This window comes from Flavobacterium sp. KY-23415, assembly GCF_055384985.1.
In genome coordinates this window covers 902784-924974 of sequence record NZ_AP044001.1, presented here as the reverse complement: position 1 = coordinate 924974, position 22191 = coordinate 902784, and the positions used below count along the sequence as shown (strand labels likewise).

At 32.9% G+C, this 22191-nt stretch carries 13 protein-coding genes and 3 CRISPR repeat arrays (1 of these 16 cut by a window edge); of the genes, 8 read left to right on the top strand and 5 right to left on the bottom strand.

The genetic code is table 11. The features are described from left to right. Positions 1–152: 152 nt before the first annotated feature. Entirely contained in the window at positions 153–524 is a 372-nt protein-coding gene (locus tag ACZ49Z_RS04330) for an HU family DNA-binding protein (RefSeq protein WP_464306969.1), read from the bottom strand. Positions 525–579: 55 nt separating this feature from the next. On the opposite strand from ACZ49Z_RS04330, the gene mutY reads away from it, so the two are divergent. From mutY to gldD, 4 genes are read left to right on the top strand one after another with little or no spacing between them, the layout of a single operon-like run. Then, a complete protein-coding gene (gene mutY, locus ACZ49Z_RS04325; protein WP_464306968.1) occupies positions 580–1608 on the top strand; it encodes an A/G-specific adenine glycosylase in 1029 nt (342 codons plus the stop codon). Between the two features lie 45 nt (positions 1609–1653). Beyond that, entirely contained in the window at positions 1654–2106 is a 453-nt protein-coding gene (locus tag ACZ49Z_RS04320) for a single-stranded DNA-binding protein (protein WP_464306967.1), read from the top strand. Between the two features lie 23 nt (positions 2107–2129). Continuing rightward, entirely contained in the window at positions 2130–3422 is a 1293-nt protein-coding gene (gene gldE / locus ACZ49Z_RS04315) for a gliding motility-associated protein GldE (RefSeq protein WP_464306966.1), read from the top strand. A gap of 10 nt (positions 3423–3432) precedes the next feature. Then, entirely contained in the window at positions 3433–3981 is a 549-nt protein-coding gene (gene gldD / locus ACZ49Z_RS04310) for a gliding motility lipoprotein GldD (RefSeq protein WP_464306965.1), read from the top strand. A 74-nt stretch (positions 3982–4055) separates the two neighbouring features. Here the strand turns inward: gldD and ACZ49Z_RS04305 are convergent, their stop codons facing one another. After that, a complete protein-coding gene (locus ACZ49Z_RS04305) occupies positions 4056–4436 on the bottom strand; it encodes a heavy-metal-associated domain-containing protein (RefSeq protein ID WP_464306964.1) in 381 nt (126 codons plus the stop codon). A gap of 103 nt (positions 4437–4539) precedes the next feature. Between ACZ49Z_RS04305 and ACZ49Z_RS04300 the strand changes: the two genes are divergently transcribed. Continuing rightward, the gene (locus ACZ49Z_RS04300) at positions 4540–5409 is read left to right on the top strand and encodes a DMT family transporter (RefSeq protein ID WP_464306963.1); all 870 of its coding nucleotides are present in this window, start codon (positions 4540–4542) and stop codon (positions 5407–5409) included. 646 nt (positions 5410–6055) lie between these two features. On the opposite strand, the gene ACZ49Z_RS04295 is transcribed toward ACZ49Z_RS04300, so the two are convergent. The 3 genes from ACZ49Z_RS04295 to ACZ49Z_RS04285 form a co-directional block, all read right to left on the bottom strand. Continuing rightward, positions 6056–10450: an Ig-like domain-containing protein gene (locus tag ACZ49Z_RS04295; protein WP_464306962.1), complete on the bottom strand. Its 4395-nt coding sequence runs from the start codon at positions 10448–10450 to the stop codon at positions 6056–6058. A gap of 223 nt (positions 10451–10673) precedes the next feature. Further along, on the bottom strand, positions 10674–10886 hold the full coding sequence (locus ACZ49Z_RS04290; protein ID WP_464306961.1) for an ABC transporter permease: 213 nt from the start codon (positions 10884–10886) through the stop codon (positions 10674–10676). A gap of 119 nt (positions 10887–11005) precedes the next feature. Next, on the bottom strand, positions 11006–11533 hold the full coding sequence (locus ACZ49Z_RS04285) for a helix-turn-helix domain-containing protein (protein WP_464306960.1): 528 nt from the start codon (positions 11531–11533) through the stop codon (positions 11006–11008). Positions 11534–12253: 720 nt separating this feature from the next. On the opposite strand from ACZ49Z_RS04285, the gene cas9 reads away from it, so the two are divergent. From cas9 to cas2, 3 genes are all read left to right on the top strand, one after another. Then, a complete protein-coding gene (cas9, locus tag ACZ49Z_RS04280) occupies positions 12254–16309 on the top strand; it encodes a type II CRISPR RNA-guided endonuclease Cas9 (RefSeq protein WP_464306959.1) in 4056 nt (1351 codons plus the stop codon). Between the two features lie 5 nt (positions 16310–16314). Further along, a complete protein-coding gene (gene cas1 / locus ACZ49Z_RS04275) occupies positions 16315–17214 on the top strand; it encodes a type II CRISPR-associated endonuclease Cas1 (RefSeq protein ID WP_464306958.1) in 900 nt (299 codons plus the stop codon). Positions 17215–17660: 446 nt separating this feature from the next. Further along, positions 17661–18008 (top strand): CRISPR-associated endonuclease Cas2, encoded by a 348-nt coding sequence (gene cas2 / locus ACZ49Z_RS04270; RefSeq protein ID WP_464306957.1) that lies wholly within the window; start codon positions 17661–17663, stop codon positions 18006–18008. Between the two features lie 116 nt (positions 18009–18124). Continuing rightward, a CRISPR array of direct repeats spans positions 18125–20597; the repeat unit is 46 nt; unit sequence GTTGAGAATCATAAGTAAAAATACAATTTTGAAAGCAATTCACAAC. 150 nt (positions 20598–20747) lie between these two features. Beyond that, a CRISPR array of direct repeats spans positions 20748–21705; the repeat unit is 46 nt; unit sequence GTTGAGAATCATAAGTAAAAATACAATTTTGAAAGCAATTCACAAC. A 151-nt stretch (positions 21706–21856) separates the two neighbouring features. Next, a CRISPR array of direct repeats spans positions 21857–22191; the repeat unit is 46 nt; unit sequence GTTGAGAATCATAAGTAAAAATACAATTTTGAAAGCAATTCACAAC (it continues 1455 nt past the right edge of the window).

The following is a 22191-nucleotide window of genomic DNA, read 5'->3' as shown; positions in this document are numbered from 1 at the left end:
AACATTTAAAAAAAGAAAAGTAGTTTAAAACTACTTTTTCTTTTTATGACGGTTAGCTCTAGCTCTCTTTTTACGTTTGTGAGTCGCTACCTTATGTCTTTTTCTCTTTTTACCACTTGGCATAACGTTGTTGGTTTAGATTAATAAATGATTTATACTGCTACTTCAGTTTTAGTTTTAACGCTCTCAACAAATATCTTTGCTGGTTTAAAAGCCGGAATATTGTGAGCCGGAATCTTGATTGTTGTATTCTTAGAAATGTTTCTACCAGTCTTTTCCGCTCTAGTTTTGATAATGAAACTTCCAAAGCCTCTTAAATAAACATTATCTCCTGTTTCTAATGAGTTTTTTACTTCTTCCATAAAAGACTCTACAGTAGCTTGAACATCAGTTTTTTCAAGACCTAGTTTCTCAGAAATTTTAGCTACAATGTCTGCTTTCGTCATTTTCTTTCGTATTAATGATTTTGTGTTCTTTTTTTGAGTTTGCAAATATATGAATTTAAAAAACAATAAATCAATCATAATTAATTAATTTTTAACCTCTAAATATTTTATTTTTGTTTTTTAATTTATAAAAATGACTTTCTCTAACCTCTTAATAGATTGGTATTTACAAAATAAACGTTCTTTGCCTTGGAGAAATACGAAAGACCCTTATCATATTTGGTTGTCTGAAATTATCCTTCAACAAACTAGAGTAGCGCAAGGATTGCCTTATTTTGAGGCATTTACTTCGGCGTTTAAAACTGTTTTTGATTTAGCAAATGCTTCTGAAGAACAAGTGCTAAAATTGTGGCAAGGTTTGGGGTATTACTCTAGAGCGAGAAACCTCCATGCGGCAGCGAAATATATAGTTAATGAACTTAATGGCGTTTTTCCACCTAATTATAAGGAGTTGCAACGTCTTAAAGGAGTAGGAGATTATACTGCTGCTGCCATTGCTTCTTTTGCCTATGATGAGCCTGTAGCGGTGGTAGATGGAAATGTTTTTAGGGTTTTAGCTCGTTTTTTTGGTATTGCTACCGATATTGCTTCAACAAATGCAAAAAAAGAATTTCAAGAATTAGCTCAAGAATTATTACCATTAGATCAAGCGGCCAATTTTAATCAGGCTATAATGGAGTTTGGAGCAATGCAATGTGTGCCTAAAAATCCCGATTGCACAATTTGTATTTTTAATACCAAATGTGTTGCATTGCAAAAAAATAAAGTAGCCGATTTGCCTGTCAAGTTAAAGAAAGTAGCGGTTAAAAAAAGGTATTTTAATTACCTTGTAATTCGAGACAAGCAAGGGCGTTTCCTTGTAGAGAAAAGAAAAGATAAAGGAATTTGGTTAAATCTATATCAGTTTAAATTATATGAACTGGAGCAACCCAAAAAAATAGATGAAGTTGTTGTGGCCCTGCAGGCTGAGTTTAACCCCTCGATGCTAATTGTTAAAAATGATACCGAAATCATTCATAAATTATCGCACCAACATTTATATATTCGTTTTTTTGAATTGCAGTTTAATGAGGTGTTAGAGAATGCAGTAGCTTTAGAGGACATGATGAAATTGCCTTTCCCTATCGTTATTCATAATTTTATTGAATCAAATTATTTGTAATACGTCTAAAAATAGTATATTTGATTTACTAAAAAAATACACGCCATGAACGGTACATTAAATAAGGTTCTTTTAATAGGACATTTGGGAGATGAGGTGAAAATGCATTACTTTGATGGAGGTAACTGTATTGGTAGATTTCCTTTAGCAACAAATGAGGTTTATATTAACAAATCAACTGGAGAAAAAATTACGTCAACAGAATGGCACAATATAGTGGTGCGAAATAAAGCCGCAGAGATTTGTGAAAAGTATCTCACTAAAGGCGATAAAATTTATATTGAAGGTAGAATTAAGTCTAGACAATGGCAAGCAGAAGATGGATCTACTAAATATACTACGGAGATTCAAGTAACAGAGTTTACATTTCTATCTACAAAAAAAGATTTAGAATCGAGCAATAAACAAAATTTTAAATCTGATGGTTCAGAGTCACTAAAAAATACTAATTTTGATGCCTCAAAAGAGGATAGTCTGAATGATGATTTACCTTTTTAATGTTTAACTAATACTTTTTTAAATTGGATCCAGATCCTTCCAGTTATTTAAATGCAATAAATTTTGAATTACTAATTAACTTAGTAATTGTTTTTCTATTGCTAATAGGTTCGGCCTTCATTTCCGGTTCTGAAGTTGCATTGTTCTCTTTGTCTCAAAAAAACGTAGATGATTTAGCATCAGAGGATTTTAATAAAGGGAATGAAATTTCTAAATTATTAGAAAAACCTAAAAAATTATTAGCGACCATTCTTGTTGCCAATAATTTTATAAATATTGCAGTTGTAATACTGTTTTCTTCAATCAGTGAAGACCTATTTAGCTCTATAACTTCCGAGGTTGTTCGTTTTGTTTTAGAAGTTATTGTGGTTACTTTTTTAATCTTATTATTCGGAGAGGTTTTACCTAAAATCTATGCAAATAGAAACAATGTTGCTTTTTCAAAAAAAGTGTCCTTGCCAATTTCTATATTGGATAGACTATTAAGTCCTATAACAATTCCAATGCGAAATATCATTTTATATGTAGAAAAGAAGTTTAGCGTGCAGAAGACGAGTTTTTCAGTTGATCAATTGTCTCAAGCATTAGAATTAACAAATCAGTCAGAAACCACACAAGAAGAACAAAAAATTTTAGAAGGGATTGTAACTTTTGGAAATACAGAAGTAAGACAAGTAATGAGTCCTCGTATCGATATTTTCGCTATTGAGATAGAAGACAACTTTGCAGACATAATAGATGAAATTGTTGAAAAAGGCTATTCCCGAATTCCAGTATATAAAGAAAGTATAGACCACATAGAAGGTGTGTTGTTTATTAAAGATTTGATTCCTTATATAGATGAAAAAGATTTTAATTGGCAACAACTAATCAGAAAAGCATTTTTCATTCCCGAAAACAAGAAGCTAGACAATCTTTTAAAAGAGTTTCAAGTTATGAAAAACCATCTCGCTATAGTAGTAGATGAATATGGTGGTACTTCTGGCTTGGTTTCTTTGCAAGATATACTAGAAGAAATAGTTGGTGATATTAGCGATGAGTTTGATGATGAAAATATTATTTATTCTCAAATAGATGAAAAAAATTATCTTTTTGAGGGGAAAATAAGTTTAAAAGATTTCTATAGAATTATAGATATTAATGGGGCAGCGTTCGAAGAGCATAAAGGAGAAGCAGAAACATTAGCAGGTTTTGTCCTTGAAATATCGGGTAATTTCCCAAAGAAAATGCAAAAAATAACATTTTCAAACTATGTCTTTACTGTAGAAAGTTTAGATAAAAGAAGAATAAAACAAATAAAAGTTACGTTAAGTTAATAAAAGAAACATGCAAAAAATATTTTTGATACTGCTAGCTTTTGTTATAATATCTTGTGGAGATGAAGTTCTGCCAAAGCCCAAAGGACAATTAAGATTAGAATATCCTGCGGGGGTTTATAGCACTTTTAAAAAAGAATGCCCTTATGTCTTTGAAATTAATGACAATGTAATTTTAAAAGAAAAAGCAGATTGTGCCTATGAGTTGCATTATCCCAAAATGAAAGCAACAATATATTTGACCTATAAAAAGGTAGATAATAATATTGACGATTTATTGAGAGATGCTCAAAAATTAACCTATGACCATGTTGTGAAAGCTGATGATATTTCGGAACAGCCTTTTTTAAATAAGGAAAAAAAGGTCTATGGAATGTTCTATGAAGTGGGAGGGAATGCAGCCACGAATGCCCAGTTTTATGTGACAGACAGTACAAAGAATTTTATGGTGGGTAGTTTGTATTTTTATGCAAAACCCAATTATGATTCCATTTTGCCAGCCACTAGTTATATTAAAGACGATATTAGAAGGTTGGTTGAAACTTTAGAGTGGAAATAAAAAAGGAATGTTTTTAAAAACATTCCTTTTTTATTTACTAAATGAGCACTTTTGTTTTTCTCTTTCTAGTATCATTAAACTTTGTCTGTAGATGTTTTTACATCTGAAACCTTATATAAATCTCCTCCAGCGACACCTTCTACTGTTTGCGTGAGAGTTTCAGGAGTTTGTTTCCCGTTTTCAAAAGTTACTGTAGCTGTCTTTTTCTCAAAATCAACTTTTGCATTGCTCACACCTTCAAGTCCAGATAATTTGTCTTCAATTAGTTTTGCACAACCAATTTCGCATGTCATTCCTTCAATATGAAATGTAGCAGTTGCTAAGTTTGCAGTCTCTTCTTCAGAACTAGTTGTTGTTGTAACTTTGGTTTCGGGCGTTTCAGTATTTTCTTTTTTACAACCTGTAAAAGCAATTGTAGTTAATGCAATTAAAGTTATTGTTTTCAATGTATTCATAGTACTGTTTTTAAATTTAAATCTCATAATTAATGCAAATTTATGTAAAAAAAGAGGGTTAAGTTAAAATAAAATCTGAATTTTGAGACTTAAAATATATTCTATGGAAAATAGTAATACTAAATGGTACTTATTAGCTTTTTTGGGCTGTGTTTGGGGAAGTTCTTTTATTCTAATGCAATTGGGATTAAAAGGAGTAAATTCGGTTCAAATGGGAAGTTTGAGGATCTTGTTTGCAGGTCTTTTTCTAATTGCAGTAGGGCACAAGCAAATTGCTAAAATTCCGTTGCACAAGTGGAAATATATTGTAATCACCTCATTGTTTGGAACTTTTTTGCCAGTCTATCTTTTTGCAGTGGCACTTTCCAAAATAGATGGTTCTGTTAGTTCTATTTTGAATTCGTTAACGCCATTAAATACCCTCATAATTGGCTTGTTGTTTTTTGGTTTGAGTGTGCAAAGACGACAAGTTTTTGGTGTCATACTTGGATTTTTTGGCTGTGTTTTGTTGGTTTGGTTTAGTGAAGGAGAGAACACAACAAAGAACTACTATTATGCGCTTTTGGTTTTATTGGCCACTTTGTTTTATGGAATCAATGTGAACCTAATTAAAAAATACCTTTCCGATTTAAAACCTTTAACCATTAGTGCAGGAAACTTTGTAGTGCTATTCATTCCTGCTTTGTTAGTGCTCTATTTTTCTGGTTTTTTTGAAGTAATTCAAGAAGAAAAAGTACAAACAGCGATGGGATATATTGCAATTCTAGGAATTGTTGGGACAGGGTTGTCTAATATTTTGTTTTTTAAATTAATACAGTTGTCTTCGCCTGTTTTTGCGGCCTCTGTTACCTATATTATTCCAGTAGTAGCCATATTGTTGGGCTATTTTTTCATGAACGAGAGTTTAAATTCAATTCAAGCCTCAGGAGCTCTTGTGGTGCTTTTAGGAGTCTATTTGTCGAGTAGGAAATAGTAGTCAGAAAATAAGCTTGCATGAATACTATGGTTGTGTTGTTCGATAAATTGAAGCAACGCAATAGTTGGCGTAGAATTTCCAGGCTCCGCAAAGTCTCCCGACTTTGAGGTCTAATCAATACAACTTCCAGTTAATTTGCTATTATTAAAGGTTTTTTTAAATACTTAAGTCAATGATTTTTATAATTTAGCGCAAAGTCGAGACTTTGCAGCGTCGCATTTTTTTTGCAGCAGTTGTTATGCTCCATTTCAAATTGTTGTGACAAAATAGATTCTGTTTTTCACTTTGTCACAAAAACCGTGACATTTTCTATTCTAAATTAAAAATGCCACAAAAACTGTGACGTTTTCGTTTTCTATTTAAAAAAAGTCACAAGGGTTAAAATGTTTTTCAAATAATTAAAATGTATCTTAAAATGAAATCACAAATTTAAGAGAGAAAAGAGAAGTAATTTCATTTCATTAATAGAATAGGTTTTCACGAAAGAAGCTGTCCGAAAAGTAAAAATTGACACCTAATTTATCAGTCCGATGCAATGAGGAATCTCATAATCAGTGTTATGTGATTTCTTCTTTTTGCAAGCATAGGATGACAAGATTACTAACTTTCAGGACAGCCTCTTTTAATGTGTTTTTTTGAAAAATTATCTCTTTAACGTAAAATGTCCGTTAAATCGTTTGTTTTTTTCGTTAGAAACATATTCTGCCACAAACCAATAATCAGTTGATGGCAAATCCTGTCCCAGATAAGTCCCATCCCAACCTTCGTCTATAGGTTTAAATTCTTTCAATAGTTTTCCAAATCTATCAAAAATATAAAGAGTCATCTCTAAGTCCCTAACCTCTCCTTGAAGATTCCAATAATCGTTGATCCCATCCCCATTAGGAGTAAAAAACTTGGGAAAATTCAAAATAGTGAATTCTTTTTCAACCCTGCTACAGCCTTCTTCATCTTCAACTATCAACAAATGAACACCTCCCGTTAAATTTGTAAACACATTATCTTGTTGAGGAGGTAGATTATCTACCTGATACCAATAATTCCCTCCTTGGGGGTTAACAATTACGGTTAGAGTTGCGTCATCCATAAAAAGTTCACTTACTGTTGTTTGCACATTGTTTATTGTATAAACTGGAGCTATTGTAACTGTTACTGGGGAAGATGTACAATCTCCTACTATTGAAAATGCTTGAACCGTATAATTACCTGTTTCATTTACTGTTAAAAAACTATTAGATGCAGAAGCAATCAAAATGCCCTCTTTATGCCATTCAAAATAATATTCAGAATCTGACAACCCACTATCAATAGTATAATTTGACAATCCAAGACCTGAATCTGAATCGACACATATTTTACCATCTTGCGGTGTAGGTTCTCTAGGTTCAAAAACAGTCATTGAAAAATAACTAACACAACCTATCGCACTCGTATAAATAAGTGTCACTTGTCCTCCTGTTATACCGGTAACATTTCCTAAATTGTCAATAATAGCAATTGAAGAATCAGAACTTTGCCAAGTCCCGTTTGTAAATGAAGAAGTTGATAAAACGGTTGTTGCCCCTACACATAAAGTAGACAACCCACTGATTGTTGGATTGTTTTCTATTGTTAGTGTATGTGTAGCCTCACAGCCCGCAGCTGTCGTATAAGTAATGGTTACCGAACCTGTAGCAACAGCCGTAACCAAACCACTACCATCAACCATAGCCACTGCAGGATCGGAACTCACCCAAGCATTGCTGCTGGAAGCCGTACCCGAACCTGTTAAAATCGTTGTTGCTCCCTCACATAAGGTTGACAACCCACTGATTGTTGGAGTGTTTTCTATTGTTAGTGTATGTGTACCTTCACAGCCCGTAGCTGTGGTATAAGTAATAGTTACCGAACCTGTAGCAACAGCCGTAACCAAACCATTGCTATCAACTGTAGCCACTGCAGCATCGGAACTCACCCAAGCATTGCTGCTGGAAGCCGTACCCGAAGCTGTTAAAATTGTTGTTGCTCCCTCACATAAAGTAGACAACCCACTGATTGTCGGAGTATTTTCTATTGTTAGTGTATGCGTAGCCTCACAGCCCGCAGCTGTGGTATAAGTAATAGTTACCGAACCTGTAGCAACAGCCGTAACCAAACCATTGCTATCAACTGTAGCCACTGCAGGATCGGAACTCACCCAAGCATTGCTACTGGAAGCCGTGCCCGAACCTGTTAAAATCGTTGTTGCTCCCTCACATAAGGTTGACAACCCACTGATTGTCGGACTGTTTTCTATTGTTAGTATATGTGTACCCTCACAGCCTGTAGCTGTCGTGTAAGTAATAGTTACCGAACCTGTAGCAACTGCCGTAACCAAACCATTGCCATCAACCGTAGCCACTGCAGGATCGGAACTCACCCATGCATTGCTGCTGGAAGCCGTACCCGAACCTGTTAAAATTGTTGTTGCTCCCTCACATAAGGTTGACAACCCACTGATTGTCGGATTGTTTTCTATTGTTAGTGTATGTGTACCTTCACAGCCTGTAGCTGTCGTGTAAGTAATAGTTACCGAACCTGTAGCAACAGCAGTAACCAAACCACTGCCATCAACCGTAGCCACTGCAGGATCGGAACTCACCCAAGCATTGCTGCTGGAAGCCGTGCCCGAACCTGTTAAAGTCGTTGTTGCTCCCTCACACAAAGTAGACAACCCACTGATTGTCGGATTGTTTTCTATTGTTAGTGTTTGTGTACCTTCACAGCCTGTAGCTGTGGTATAAGTAATAGTTACCGAACCTGTAGCAACAGCCGTAACCAAACCATTGCCATCAACCGTAGCCACTGCAGGATCGGAACTCACCCAAGCATTGCTGCTGGAAGCCGTACCCGAACCTGTTAAAATCGTTGTTGCTCCCTCACATAAGGTTGACAACCCACTGATTGTTGGACTGTTTTCTATTGTTAGTGTATGTGTAGCCTCACAGCCTGTAGCTGTCGTATAAGTAATGGTTACCGAACCTGTAGCAACAGCAGTAACCAAACCATTGCCATCAACCATAGCCACTGCAGCATCGGAACTCACCCAAGCATTGCTACTGGAAGCCGTGCCCGAACCTGTTAAAATCGTTGTTGCTCCCTCACATAAGGTTGACAAACCTACAATTAAAGCCGAATTCCCTACGGTAATTTCATGAGTGGCTTCACAGCCTGAATCAGTATAATAATTAATTGTGACTAAACCACTGGATATTCCTGTAACCAAACCATTATTATCTACAGTTGCAATAGAAGTATCGGAACTTACCCATGGGGTAGTCCCCGCAGGATTTCCTATCCCAGTTAATGATACTTGTGCTCCCACACATACTGCATCCTCACCCGTTATTCCTCCTGTTCCAGTACTGAAAGTTTTTTCAATGGGCACACAAATAACTTCTCCCGTTCCATGTACATTAGAAACCGATATTAACTTATAAATTCCTGGATCTGCAACTTGAAACACATAAGGTGTCGTTGTTATATTTGAAATCGACTCTACCGTTCCATCTGGTTTTTGATAACTAAAATTCCAAGGAGACTCCCCTGCAAAATTAACTGTTAAGGTGAATTGAGAGCCATTACATAGTATTTCATCTTCCCCCATATTAGCAGTAGGGGTCATATTTGTATTACTACTGGAGTTTCCATAAATATTTCCTAGTCCAGGTTTCGGATCAAATAACGGCAAATTAATAACAATGGCTTCTACTACATCATTCATTTGATAGCGAAAAGAAACAGGATTTCCCCCGTTTATTTGGTTAAAAACCGTTTGCACTTCTGCTTTTACAAGTGCCCCATTAACGCTAACACCTGAATACATGGGCAAAATTTTATTCAAATAGGCATCTACATCTGCCCAGCTGATCATTTCGTCATAAAAATTCCTGAACTGATGTACCCCAGGATAAGTAACACCCGCCAATTGAGGATTGGAAGGATTTACAGCTGATAAATTATTATCTAATACTGCTGTAAACCTACTTATTTGCTCTGCATACAACCATCCTAGAGAATTAGGTGTAAAATAAGGCAAAATATCTGTAGCCGCTAAAGCAGCGGTCCTGTTAACCGTTAATGTCGATTCTATTTCTCCTGCATTAATCCCTCTATTGTAGGCCAAAGCAATTGTTTTTTCTACCGAATATGGATCTGTTGCATTTTGAAAAAAATCAATGGCATTCCATCCTTTAATATATTGCCAATATGCCACTGCATTATAATCGTAATAAGTTTTGAGTATGATTTGTGTTTCAAAGCTATCACCTAAAACAAATTGGTCAAAATCAACAAAAGGAATGAAACAAGGAATATCTTGTGACAACTCTAACCAAGCCGTTCCATATTCCATTTGAAAAAAACCTGCTGCAACCCCATGAGATGCATCGGCACAATAATTGGCGGGCAACACAGGATAAGGAGTGGTAACCCAAGTAGGTGCTGTTAGGCCTCCATCGCACCCACAATTAGATTCTTGTAGGGCAGTTGCCATATATTCGTTAATTGAAATTGCCTCAAACCCCATCAAATTATTAAACAAACTATGTGCCACTCCTAAGCCTATCGCCCATGTTTTTCGATTGGTAGGAATATAAACCTCTCTTGTAGCACTCCAAGCATTCACTACTCCTTCCCCTATTTTTATTTCTTTAACACTTCCTGTAGGAGTAGTAGAAACAAAACAATCGGTAGATACTTCACGCTCGCACTCAAAACTTTCATAAGGAGGTGGGATATAACAGTTTTCTCCTTGAATCAAAACACCGTCTAACAATCCCGTTAAAGGAACTGTCATTCCTTGCTGGTAATTCATCCTCACTGTATAAGAATTTGAACATCCGGGGTTCAATACAGGACTAAAAGCCGATTTTTTTAACGCTACTATGCCACTATTCCCATTTTGCAAAACATCCAATCCATAATCTACCGTTACATTAGAAACTTTGGGCCATTGGAATTGAAAAACAAAATCATTGGTAATCGCTGTAGAAGAATTGTTACAAATGGTAAAGTTCAAAGCGATTTGTTGTGCATCTTTTTGTTGCAAACAAAATGTATAGGTAGTATTCTGGGAAAAGGAAAAACTTACCCAGAGGGATAAAAAAAGGAATCTTAAAAACATATTTCTCTATGTGTGTAATTATTTGTAAGTCATACAAAAGTACAAAACCCTCACGGGTTACTATTCCCTATTTTCAGGGATGACTGTACCGGATTATAAGATTTACCTCCATCAGAAACTACTTTCCTGTGTGCATTGCTTCTACTGGATCTAATTTTGAAGCTGAGATCGTAGAAATTATCCCTGACAATAAACCAATTATGGTAGCTAAAATAATTTCAATCATTATATGTAAAAAAGGCAATACCCATTCATAATCCAGTAAGGCACATAATGAAATGGCACAGACCCATAAAAACATTCCAATAATTCCTCCAATTACGGATAGCATAATTGTTTTTAAAAAAAATGCAATTGAATATTTTTTTTGGCTCCTAATGTTTTTTATCATAGAATGCGCAGCGTGGTGTTTCGTCCTAAAAAATGCTTACTTAAAACGCGACAAAATTATTATCCCAAATCATTCAATTTTTTCTTCAATACTTTCTCTTCTTCTTGCAGTGTTTCTAGTTTAACTTCCAATTCTAGTTGTTTCAAAAGTCCTTTTTTTGCTGTTTCATTTTTCGCTCTGTTGCCCATTTCTTCTAATAGTAAATTTTCTTTTTTGGTCAATTTTTGAGGGTTCATTTCAAAATAGCGCATCGTTTTTAGGCGATTAAAATTCAAGTTATACTTCTTGTTGACCTCCTGAAGCTTTAACGTAGTTTTAAATTGAAGACGGTTGTTAATCACAATTAAGTCTTCTAGTCTCTTTTTCATTTGCCCTTTTTGTTCTTTATGAACGGGTAATTCTTTCTTCCAGTAACTGTCTTTTTTTTGCACAAAAGCCAACATCTCAGCTAGTTTCAATTTGGCAGCAGTTGGCAAATCACGTTTTCCCAATTCATACATGGCCCATTGGCTTCTAGTAACTTCAAGGAGTAAAGCAATCTCTTCTTGCTTCATGCCCAACAGTTCTCTAATTTTTATCTTTTCCATGATATAGTATTTTTTTTAATTGTAGTGTAAACTCAAACCATAAATAGGGTTATAATTTTGTACCGCAAAAACAAAGCCATTTTATTGGTGTGAAAAACAGCGGGTATCAAGCGATTTACAAGCAATACTAAACTATGCCATTTTTTTTTTGGAGCAGCTGTTGTGTTCCATTCTAAATTGTTGTGACAAAACGGATTCTGTTTTTCACTTCGTCACAAAAACCGTGACATTTTCTATTCTAAATTAAAAATGCCACAAAAACTGTGACGTTTTCGTTTTCTATTTTAAAAAAGTCACAAGAGTTAAAATATTTTTCAAATTTCTTTATAAAAGAGTGTTTTGCGTATTTATACGTAGGAAAAAGTATGAAATTTACGTATAAATACGTATTGCCTACTTAAAGAATAGTGTGTAGCTTTATGCAAAGAAGATTGTTTTTTTTATTGCAGAAAAAAGCGCCCCCTGGGAAGTTGCTTTAAGTGTTTTAGCTCACAGTTTTTATCTGTTCGTGATTAAGGAAAATAAAAAAGCCCCGTATTGAAAGACGAGGCGGCTTAAATGTTTTCACAACGGAATAATCCTTATTGTGAATTGCTTCAAAATTGTACTGCAATATACAACAAAAAAATTTATGTTGTATTGCGGTTTTCCGCAAAAAAGGTAATTTTCTTTTCTTTATTTTTAAAAATTCATTAGATAGCAAACCAAATTCAAACATAAATGAGAAAAATATTAGGATTAGATTTAGGAACCAATAGTATTGGTTGGGCTTTTATAAATGAAGCCGAAAATGATAATGAAACGTCAAAAATTATAAATACTGGAGTTCGTATTGTACCTCTTACTACAGATGAAGAAGCGGATTTTAAAAAAGGAAATACCATTTCAATAAATGCAGATCGAACGTTGAAACGAGGAGCAAGAAGAAATCTGCAACGTTTCAAACAAAGAAGAGATCATCTTTTGGAAATTTTCAAGAAAATAAAATTCATTCCATTTGATTATGTATATGCGGAAACTGGTACCGCTACTACATTTTCATCTTATGAGCTGCGAGCAAAAGCTGTTAATGAAGCACTATCGAAAGAAGAACTGGTAAAAGTTTTACTTATGATAAACAAAAAACGAGGATACAAAAGCAGCAGAAAAGCAAAATCAGCAGAAGAAGGAGAGGCTATCGATGGCATGAAGATTGCCAAAGAATTGTTTGATAATAATTACACCCCAGGACAATGGGTATTTACTTCCTTATCTAAAGGAAAAACATTTATCCCTGATTTTTATCGTTCCGATTTACAAAAAGAATTAGAAAAAATTATTGTATTCCAAAATCAATTTCATCCTCAAATAATTAATCATGAACTATTAGAAGCTATTCAGGGGAAAAACAGAACAGCTACTTCACAATATTTTTCAAAAACATTAAATATTCCTTTGGCAGAAAACAAAGGAACAAGAGAAGAAACCAAATTGCAACATTATAAATGGAGAAATGAAGCGATAAGTAAGGAACTTGACCTAGAAATAATAGCCTTTATTATAACCGAAATTAATAATCAAATTAATAAATCTAGTGGTTATTTAGGAGCAATTAGCGACCGAAGTAAAGAACTCTATTTTAATAAAGAAACCGTAGGTCAATTTCTATACCGTCAATTAATAGAAAACCATCATACAAAATTAAAAAATCAAGTTTTTTACAGACAAGATTATCTAGATGAATTTGAAAAAATATGGGAAACCCAAGCTAAATTTCACTTAGCATTAAATGAAGACTTAAAAAAAGAAATAAGAGATATTACTATTTTCTATCAAAGAAAATTAAAATCACAGAAACATTTAGTCAGTTTCTGCGAATTTGAAAAAGGACACAAAGTCATACCAAAATCATCTCCGTTGTTTCAAGAATTTAGAATATGGCAAAACATCAATAATATTGTTGTTAAAAATGAAATTACCAAAGAACCTTTTCTTTTAGAAGAAGAATTAAAGCAACAATTAGCACAGGAATTACTCTTTAAGGAAAATTTTTCAGACAGTCAATTCATTACTTTTTGCGGACTCAAAAAAACAGACTACATCGTTAATTTTAAAAAAATAGAAGGAAATAGAACCAATACTGAGATTTACAAAGCTTTTGAAAAAATATTGGTTGTTGAAGGTTATGACGAATTGGATATATCAAAATTAGATGCATTAGAGATTAGCAAAGTATTTAAAACCGCTTTTACGGATTTAGGTATTAATACCTCTCTTTTAGATTTTGACCCAACCTTACAAGGAAATGATTTTGACAAACAACCTTACTATCAACTATGGCATTTATTGTATTCGGCTGAAGATGATGATAAATTAAAAGAGAGTTTAAAAAGCAAGTTTGGTTTCAAAGAAGAACACCTGCCTTTTCTTTTAAATATAAAACTACAAGCCGACTATGGGAGTTTGAGTGCTAGAGCTATTAAAAAAGTATTACCTCATTTAATGGATGGTCATATTTATGACAAGGCTTGTTTATTAGCAGGTTATAACCATTCTTCTTCCTTAACTAAGGAACAAAATAATGATAGGGTTTTAAAAGATACATTAGAACTACTTAAAAAGAATAGTTTGAGAAATCCTGTGGTTGAGAAAATTCTTAATCAAATGATTAATGTTATTAATGCCATTATTAAAGACCCTTCCATGGGGAAACCCGATGAAATTCGTGTGGAATTGGCTCGTGAGTTGAAAAACAACAACGAACAACGCAAAGAAATGACAAATAGCATTAACAAAGCAACTGCGGAACATGAAAAAATTAGAAAAATATTACATGCCGAATTCGGATTTCCAAGAGTTACCCGCAATGACATCATTAGATATAAATTATGGAAAGAAACCGATGGTATTTCTTTATATACTGGGCAACCCATTGAAGCTTCCAAGTTATTTACCAAAGAATACGATATCGAACACATTATCCCAAAATCACGTTTGTTTGATGATAGCTTTTCTAATAAAACAATTTGTGAACGACAATTGAATATCGATAAAAGCAGTAAAACGGCTTATAGTTTTTTGAAAGAAAAATTATCCCCCGAAGATTTTGAACAGTTTGAACAAAGAGTAAAAAGCTTTTACGGAAAAATTAGTAGAACAAAACAAAATAAACTTTTAATGGCAGACCATGAAATCCCAGAAGGTTTCATAGAACGTCAATTGAGAGAAACACAATACATTGCTAAAAAAGCAAAAGAAATACTATTAGAAATTTCTAGAAATGTAACTACTACAATAGGAAGTATAACTGATAAATTACGTGAAGATTGGGAACTAGTTGAAATAATGAAAGAATTAAATTGGAACAAATATGAAAAGCTAGGTTTAACTTATGAAGATAAAGGCAAAAACGGAGAACGTTTATACAAAATTAAAGATTGGTCTAAACGAAACGACCATCGTCATCATGCTATGGATGCTTTAACCGTTGCCTTTACAAAACCAGCATATATACAGTATTTAAACAATCTAAACGCCAAGACACAAGGCGAACAGAAAGCAAAATCTATCGTTGGTATAGAAAACAAACACCTCTATAGAGACAAAAATAACAAACTTAGATTTATTACCCCGATACCTAATTTTAGAGAAGAAGCAAAAAAACATTTAGAGCGCATTTTAATTTCATACAAAGCCAAAAATAAAGTAGTAACTAACAATAAAAATAGTATTAAGATAAAAGGAGATGTACTAGAAAAAATACAATTAACACCAAGAGGACAACTGCATAAAGAAACTATTTATGGAAAGTTGCAACAGTATGTAACCAAAGAAGAAAAAGTAAATGCGAGTTTTGATGAAAAACGCATTCAACTAGTTGCTAAGAAACAGTATCGAGAATTACTATTAAAGCGATTACAAGAAAACAACAATGACCCTAAAAAAGCCTTTACAGGTAAAAACAGTTTAGCAAAAACACCTCTTTATAGCAGTCTTGAAAACAATAGTGTTGTTCCTGAGAAAGTAAAACTAGTATGGCTAGAAGACAATTACACCATTAGAAAAGACATTACACCCGATTTAAAAATTGACAAAGTAATAGACATTGGAATAAAGAAAATACTTCAAGCCCGTTTGGATGAGTTTGGTGGAGATGCCAAAAAAGCTTTTATAAACCTAGAAGAAAACCCTATTTGGCAAAACAAAGCAAAAGGAATTGCGCTAAAACGTGTTACTATTAGTGGTGTGAGTAATGCATTAGCTTTGCATACTAAAAAAGATCATTTTGGGAATGAAATTCTAGACGAAAATGGAAAGCCAATTCCTGTAGATTTTGTAAGCACAGGCAACAACCATCATGTTGCTATTTATCGTGATGAAAAAGGCAACTTGCAAGAAGAGGTTGTTTCATTCTTTGATGCGGTAGTACGAAAAAATCTAGGATTGCCAATAATTAATAAAGACCATGAAGAAGGATGGGAATTCTTATTTAGCATGAAGCAAAATGAGTTTTTTGTTTTTCCTTCAGATACGTTTAGTCCTCAAGAAATAGATATGCTTAATCCAGTTAATTATCATTTGATTAGTTCAAATTTGTATCGAGTTCAAAAAATTTCATCCAAAAACTACATGTTTAATAGTCATCTAGAAACTAAAGCTGTTGATGGCGAAATGTTAAAAACAAAAAAAAATCTATCTAAGATAACTTATCATTTCATACAAACCCCTTCGAATTTAGAAGGAATAATAAAAGTTCGAATTAATCATTTAGGTCAAATTGTACAAATAGGAGAATAATAATCATGATCAAACGCACCCTTTTCTTTGGTAATCCCGTCTATTTGAGCACCAAAAACAAACAATTGGTGGTGGCTTATCCTGACAAAGAACAAGACTCCAAGACCGTAGCAATAGAAGACATTGGTGTGGTGGTTTTGGAAAATCAGCAAATAACCATTACCAATGGGTTACTGGAAAAACTGACACAAAACAATGTAGCTGTGGTCACTTGCGACGGGCAACATTTGCCCTCTGGTCTATTGCTGCCTTTGCAGGGACATAGTGAGCAAACCGAACGTTTTAAACATCAAATCAACGCTTCTGTGCCGTTGCAAAAGAATTTGTGGCAACAAACCATTAGTGCAAAAATTCTCAATCAGGCGGGTTTGCTAAAAGAAAGGGGCATTCCCATGCGAAAAATGGAATTGTGGGCAAAAGAAGTCACTTCGGGCGATGCTTTGAACCATGAATCGAGAGCAGCTGTTTATTATTGGGAAAAACTCATTCCTATTCCTCATTTTACCAGAGGACAAAAAGGAATAGCTCCTAATCATTTGCTGAATTATGGCTATGCTATTCTGAGAGCCATAACGGCTCGTGCTCTGGTGAGTTCGGGCATGTTGCCCAGTTTAGGTATTTTTCACCGAAACAAATACAATGCCTATTGCCTTGCCGATGATATTATGGAACCCTATCGCCCTTATGTGGATTTAATAGTATGTAATATTATGGATAATGAAGCCCCCTATGAAGAATTGACAACAGAGATAAAAAAGCAGTTGTTAGGTATTGCAAGTATTGATGTGCTTATAGATGGAAAAAGAAGCCCTTTGTTAGTGGCAATGAGCAGAACGACCAACTCTCTGTATGAATGTTTTGAAGGAAAAGCGAGAAAAATTTTGTATCCTGTTTATGGTTTATGAATGTAGTTCCCCGATAAACGTCACTTCGAGCTATGCTTTTTTATGTTAAAAAAAGCAATATGAAATAATGGGTAAGATGTTTAAATAATTGATTTCTATTGAATTAAAAAAAATGACAATAGTGGTAAAAACTTATAATAATTGTTGTTTTGTAGTTTAGGAGTTTTCGTTTTGAAGTGAATTAGATTGTCTATAATACGTTTTATGAATTATAGCATCTGCGCTTATCTGCTAAATCAGTGTGCTTTTATATTTTCACGCAGATTTTACTGATTTTCGCAGATGAAATTAGCTTCTGAGTGTTCCGATAGCTATTGAGACGTATCGAGAAGTTTTTACGGTAAATTTAAATTATAAATGGTGTTAGTTATGCTACGCTACACAAAAAACGCGAAGTGACGTGGGAGTGAAAAAATAAAAAAGAAGTAGAATTATAAATACTAACTATGTATGATGAGCATTATACACGTTTAAACCAATATAGAAGTTTGTGGATATTAGTCTTTTTTGATTTGCCAACCGAAACCCGAAAAGAACGCAAGATAGCGGCAGGTTTTCGCAAGAAATTGCTAGACGATGGCTTCACCATGTTTCAATTTTCCATCTATATGCGTTTTTGTGCTAGTAGAGAAAATGCCGAAGTGCACACCAAACGCATAAAAAACAACTTGCCCGAACACGGCAAAATAGGCGTCATGCAAATAACCGACAAACAATTTGGCATGATGGAACTATTTTATGGCAAAAAACCAGTGGCAACCGAAAAACCATCTCAGCAACTCGAACTTTTTTAAGCGGTTAGAATTTAAAAAACAAGGTTGCTTGCTACTGAGCAACGATTGAAAGCGCCATTTTTTATTTTCTATATAATTTATAACTCACAACATATCAGCTTTTTAAAGCCCGATATGTTGAGAATCATAAGTAAAAATACAATTTTGAAAGCAATTCACAACATAGTTCCTTGATATTCTGCTTCTTGATCTGTTGAGAATCATAAGTAAAAATACAATTTTGAAAGCAATTCACAACTTTAATGTTAGCATAATATAAAGTTTTATTGTTGAGAATCATAAGTAAAAATACAATTTTGAAAGCAATTCACAACTAAAAACCAATTTAAAACCAATAGCCTATGGTTGAGAATCATAAGTAAAAATACAATTTTGAAAGCAATTCACAACCTAATCATATCTATTCCCGAAGGGTCGTGGGTTGAGAATCATAAGTAAAAATACAATTTTGAAAGCAATTCACAACAGGAACTATTGATATAGTAGAATGGGCAATGTTGAGAATCATAAGTAAAAATACAATTTTGAAAGCAATTCACAACTCCTGAGTACTTACGCCTGAATTAGCCGCAGTTGAGAATCATAAGTAAAAATACAATTTTGAAAGCAATTCACAACGCTAAAGAATAACCAGAAATAGCCACTAAAGTTGAGAATCATAAGTAAAAATACAATTTTGAAAGCAATTCACAACTAATATTAAACTTCAAAAAGATGCAATTGGTTGAGAATCATAAGTAAAAATACAATTTTGAAAGCAATTCACAACGGCAGCCTGATGCAGATTTACAAAATAGTGTTGAGAATCATAAGTAAAAATACAATTTTGAAAGCAATTCACAACTTGTAGGTGTTATTTTTCATCTAAAAATGAGTTGAGAATCATAAGTAAAAATACAATTTTGAAAGCAATTCACAACATGCTTATAACAATCTTAAAGTACAATTACGTTGAGAATCATAAGTAAAAATACAATTTTGAAAGCAATTCACAACAATAATTCCATAGTCTTGATTATCTATTTTGTTGAGAATCATAAGTAAAAATACAATTTTGAAAGCAATTCACAACTATACAGACTTACTTTCGTTAATGTTTATTGTTGAGAATCATAAGTAAAAATACAATTTTGAAAGCAATTCACAACTAGCTAAACTCTCCATTTCAGAGTTAAAAGGTTGAGAATCATAAGTAAAAATACAATTTTGAAAGCAATTCACAACAGAAAACCATCATTTAGGCTTACTTTTCCTGTTGAGAATCATAAGTAAAAATACAATTTTGAAAGCAATTCACAACCTAAAAACACTTCTATATTCTTTTTCTTCGGTTGAGAATCATAAGTAAAAATACAATTTTGAAAGCAATTCACAACCAAAAACTGTTTTATTTGTTAATGGTGTAGGTTGAGAATCATAAGTAAAAATACAATTTTGAAAGCAATTCACAACCATATCATTTGATTATTAGTTAAAAACCTTGTTGAGAATCATAAGTAAAAATACAATTTTGAAAGCAATTCACAACATTGATAGGACAATATATTTATGAGTGTGAGTTGAGAATCATAAGTAAAAATACAATTTTGAAAGCAATTCACAACCTAATTGTGAATTACTTTTTTCTACAATAAGTTGAGAATCATAAGTAAAAATACAATTTTGAAAGCAATTCACAACTCATAACGTTGTTTCCATGAACAAGCAGGAGTTGAGAATCATAAGTAAAAATACAATTTTGAAAGCAATTCACAACAGAAACTTTGAAAATAGCAATAGACGCTGGTTGAGAATCATAAGTAAAAATACAATTTTGAAAGCAATTCACAACACCAACTACAAGATAGAATTAAAACCTTTAGTTGAGAATCATAAGTAAAAATACAATTTTGAAAGCAATTCACAACCTAAGAATCCGCTCATTTTATTAAATTTTTGTTGAGAATCATAAGTAAAAATACAATTTTGAAAGCAATTCACAACTAAAAGGGCATTTGAGAATTGTAAAAAAGTGTTGAGAATCATAAGTAAAAATACAATTTTGAAAGCAATTCACAACACATTTGTTGTGTAGTTAATCCAAGCGGGGTTGAGAATCATAAGTAAAAATACAATTTTGAAAGCAATTCACAACCAATATGCAAGGTAAGGTACAGCGTTAAATGTTGAGAATCATAAGTAAAAATACAATTTTGAAAGCAATTCACAACTTGTAGCGGTCAATGCCTTCTTTAATATTGTTGAGAATCATAAGTAAAAATACAATTTTGAAAGCAATTCACAACTATAAAAAATAACCTTCCTGAAAATTTCAGGTTGAGAATCATAAGTAAAAATACAATTTTGAAAGCAATTCACAACCCGTACTTCCATAGGTTTTCAAGTTCGTCAGTTGAGAATCATAAGTAAAAATACAATTTTGAAAGCAATTCACAACCTAGGAGGTGCATTTTTAAACGGTTGGCTCGTTGAGAATCATAAGTAAAAATACAATTTTGAAAGCAATTCACAACCAAAAGCATGCAAGATTTCTAAAAATGTAAGTTGAGAATCATAAGTAAAAATACAATTTTGAAAGCAATTCACAACATTATAGATTTAGAAACTACTGGTTTTTTAGTTGAGAATCATAAGTAAAAATACAATTTTGAATTAAAAATCATCGAATACCTATAAAAAATATTAAATGATGAGATAAAGCAATTCACAACTAAAGTAACTCTATTCTGCCCAATTACAGGTTGAGAATCATAAGTAAAAATACAATTTTGAAAGCAATTCACAACGCAATAATCATCCCAAGTCCATTCTCTATAGTTGAGAATCATAAGTAAAAATACAATTTTGAAAGCAATTCACAACGTACATATAATTATAGATTAGGTATTTGTCGTTGAGAATCATAAGTAAAAATACAATTTTGAAAGCAATTCACAACGTCCCACTTATCTTGGTTTGGTACTGAACAGTTGAGAATCATAAGTAAAAATACAATTTTGAAAGCAATTCACAACAATTCTTAATGGCAACTAACACAGAAGTGCGTTGAGAATCATAAGTAAAAATACAATTTTGAAAGCAATTCACAACTTATAGATTGAAATTGGTTTAAAATCATTAGTTGAGAATCATAAGTAAAAATACAATTTTGAAAGCAATTCACAACTAAGGGTGTATTCTTTGACCTTACTAAATGGTTGAGAATCATAAGTAAAAATACAATTTTGAAAGCAATTCACAACACGTAGTTGTAAAAATAAACCTTGCAAATCGTTGAGAATCATAAGTAAAAATACAATTTTGAAAGCAATTCACAACTTGTAGCGGTCAATGCCTTCTTTAATATTGTTGAGAATCATAAGTAAAAATACAATTTTGAAAGCAATTCACAACTATAAAAAATAACCTTCCTGAAAATTTCAGGTTGAGAATCATAAGTAAAAATACAATTTTGAAAGCAATTCACAACCCGTACTTCCATAGGTTTTCAAGTTCGTCAGTTGAGAATCATAAGTAAAAATACAATTTTGAAAGCAATTCACAACCTAGGAGGTGCATTTTTAAACGGTTGGCTCGTTGAGAATCATAAGTAAAAATACAATTTTGAAAGCAATTCACAACCAAAAGCATGCAAGATTTCTAAAAATGTAAGTTGAGAATCATAAGTAAAAATACAATTTTGAAAGCAATTCACAACATTATAGATTTAGAAACTACTGGTTTTTTAGTTGAGAATCATAAGTAAAAATACAATTTTGAATTAAAAATCATCGAATACCTATAAAAAATATTAAATGATGAGATAAAGCAATTCACAACTTATAGATTGAAATTGGTTTAAAATCATTAGTTGAGAATCATAAGTAAAAATACAATTTTGAAAGCAATTCACAACTAAGGGTGTATTCTTTGACCTTACTAAATGGTTGAGAATCATAAGTAAAAATACAATTTTGAAAGCAATTCACAACACGTAGTTGTAAAAATAAACCTTGCAAATCGTTGAGAATCATAAGTAAAAATACAATTTTGAAAGCAATTCACAACGAAGCTCCAGCAAGTGTACCAGCCGCTAAAGTTGAGAATCATAAGTAAAAATACAATTTTGAAAGCAATTCACAACCAATACGCAAGATAGGGTACTGCGTTGAAGTTGAGAATCATAAGTAAAAATACAATTTTG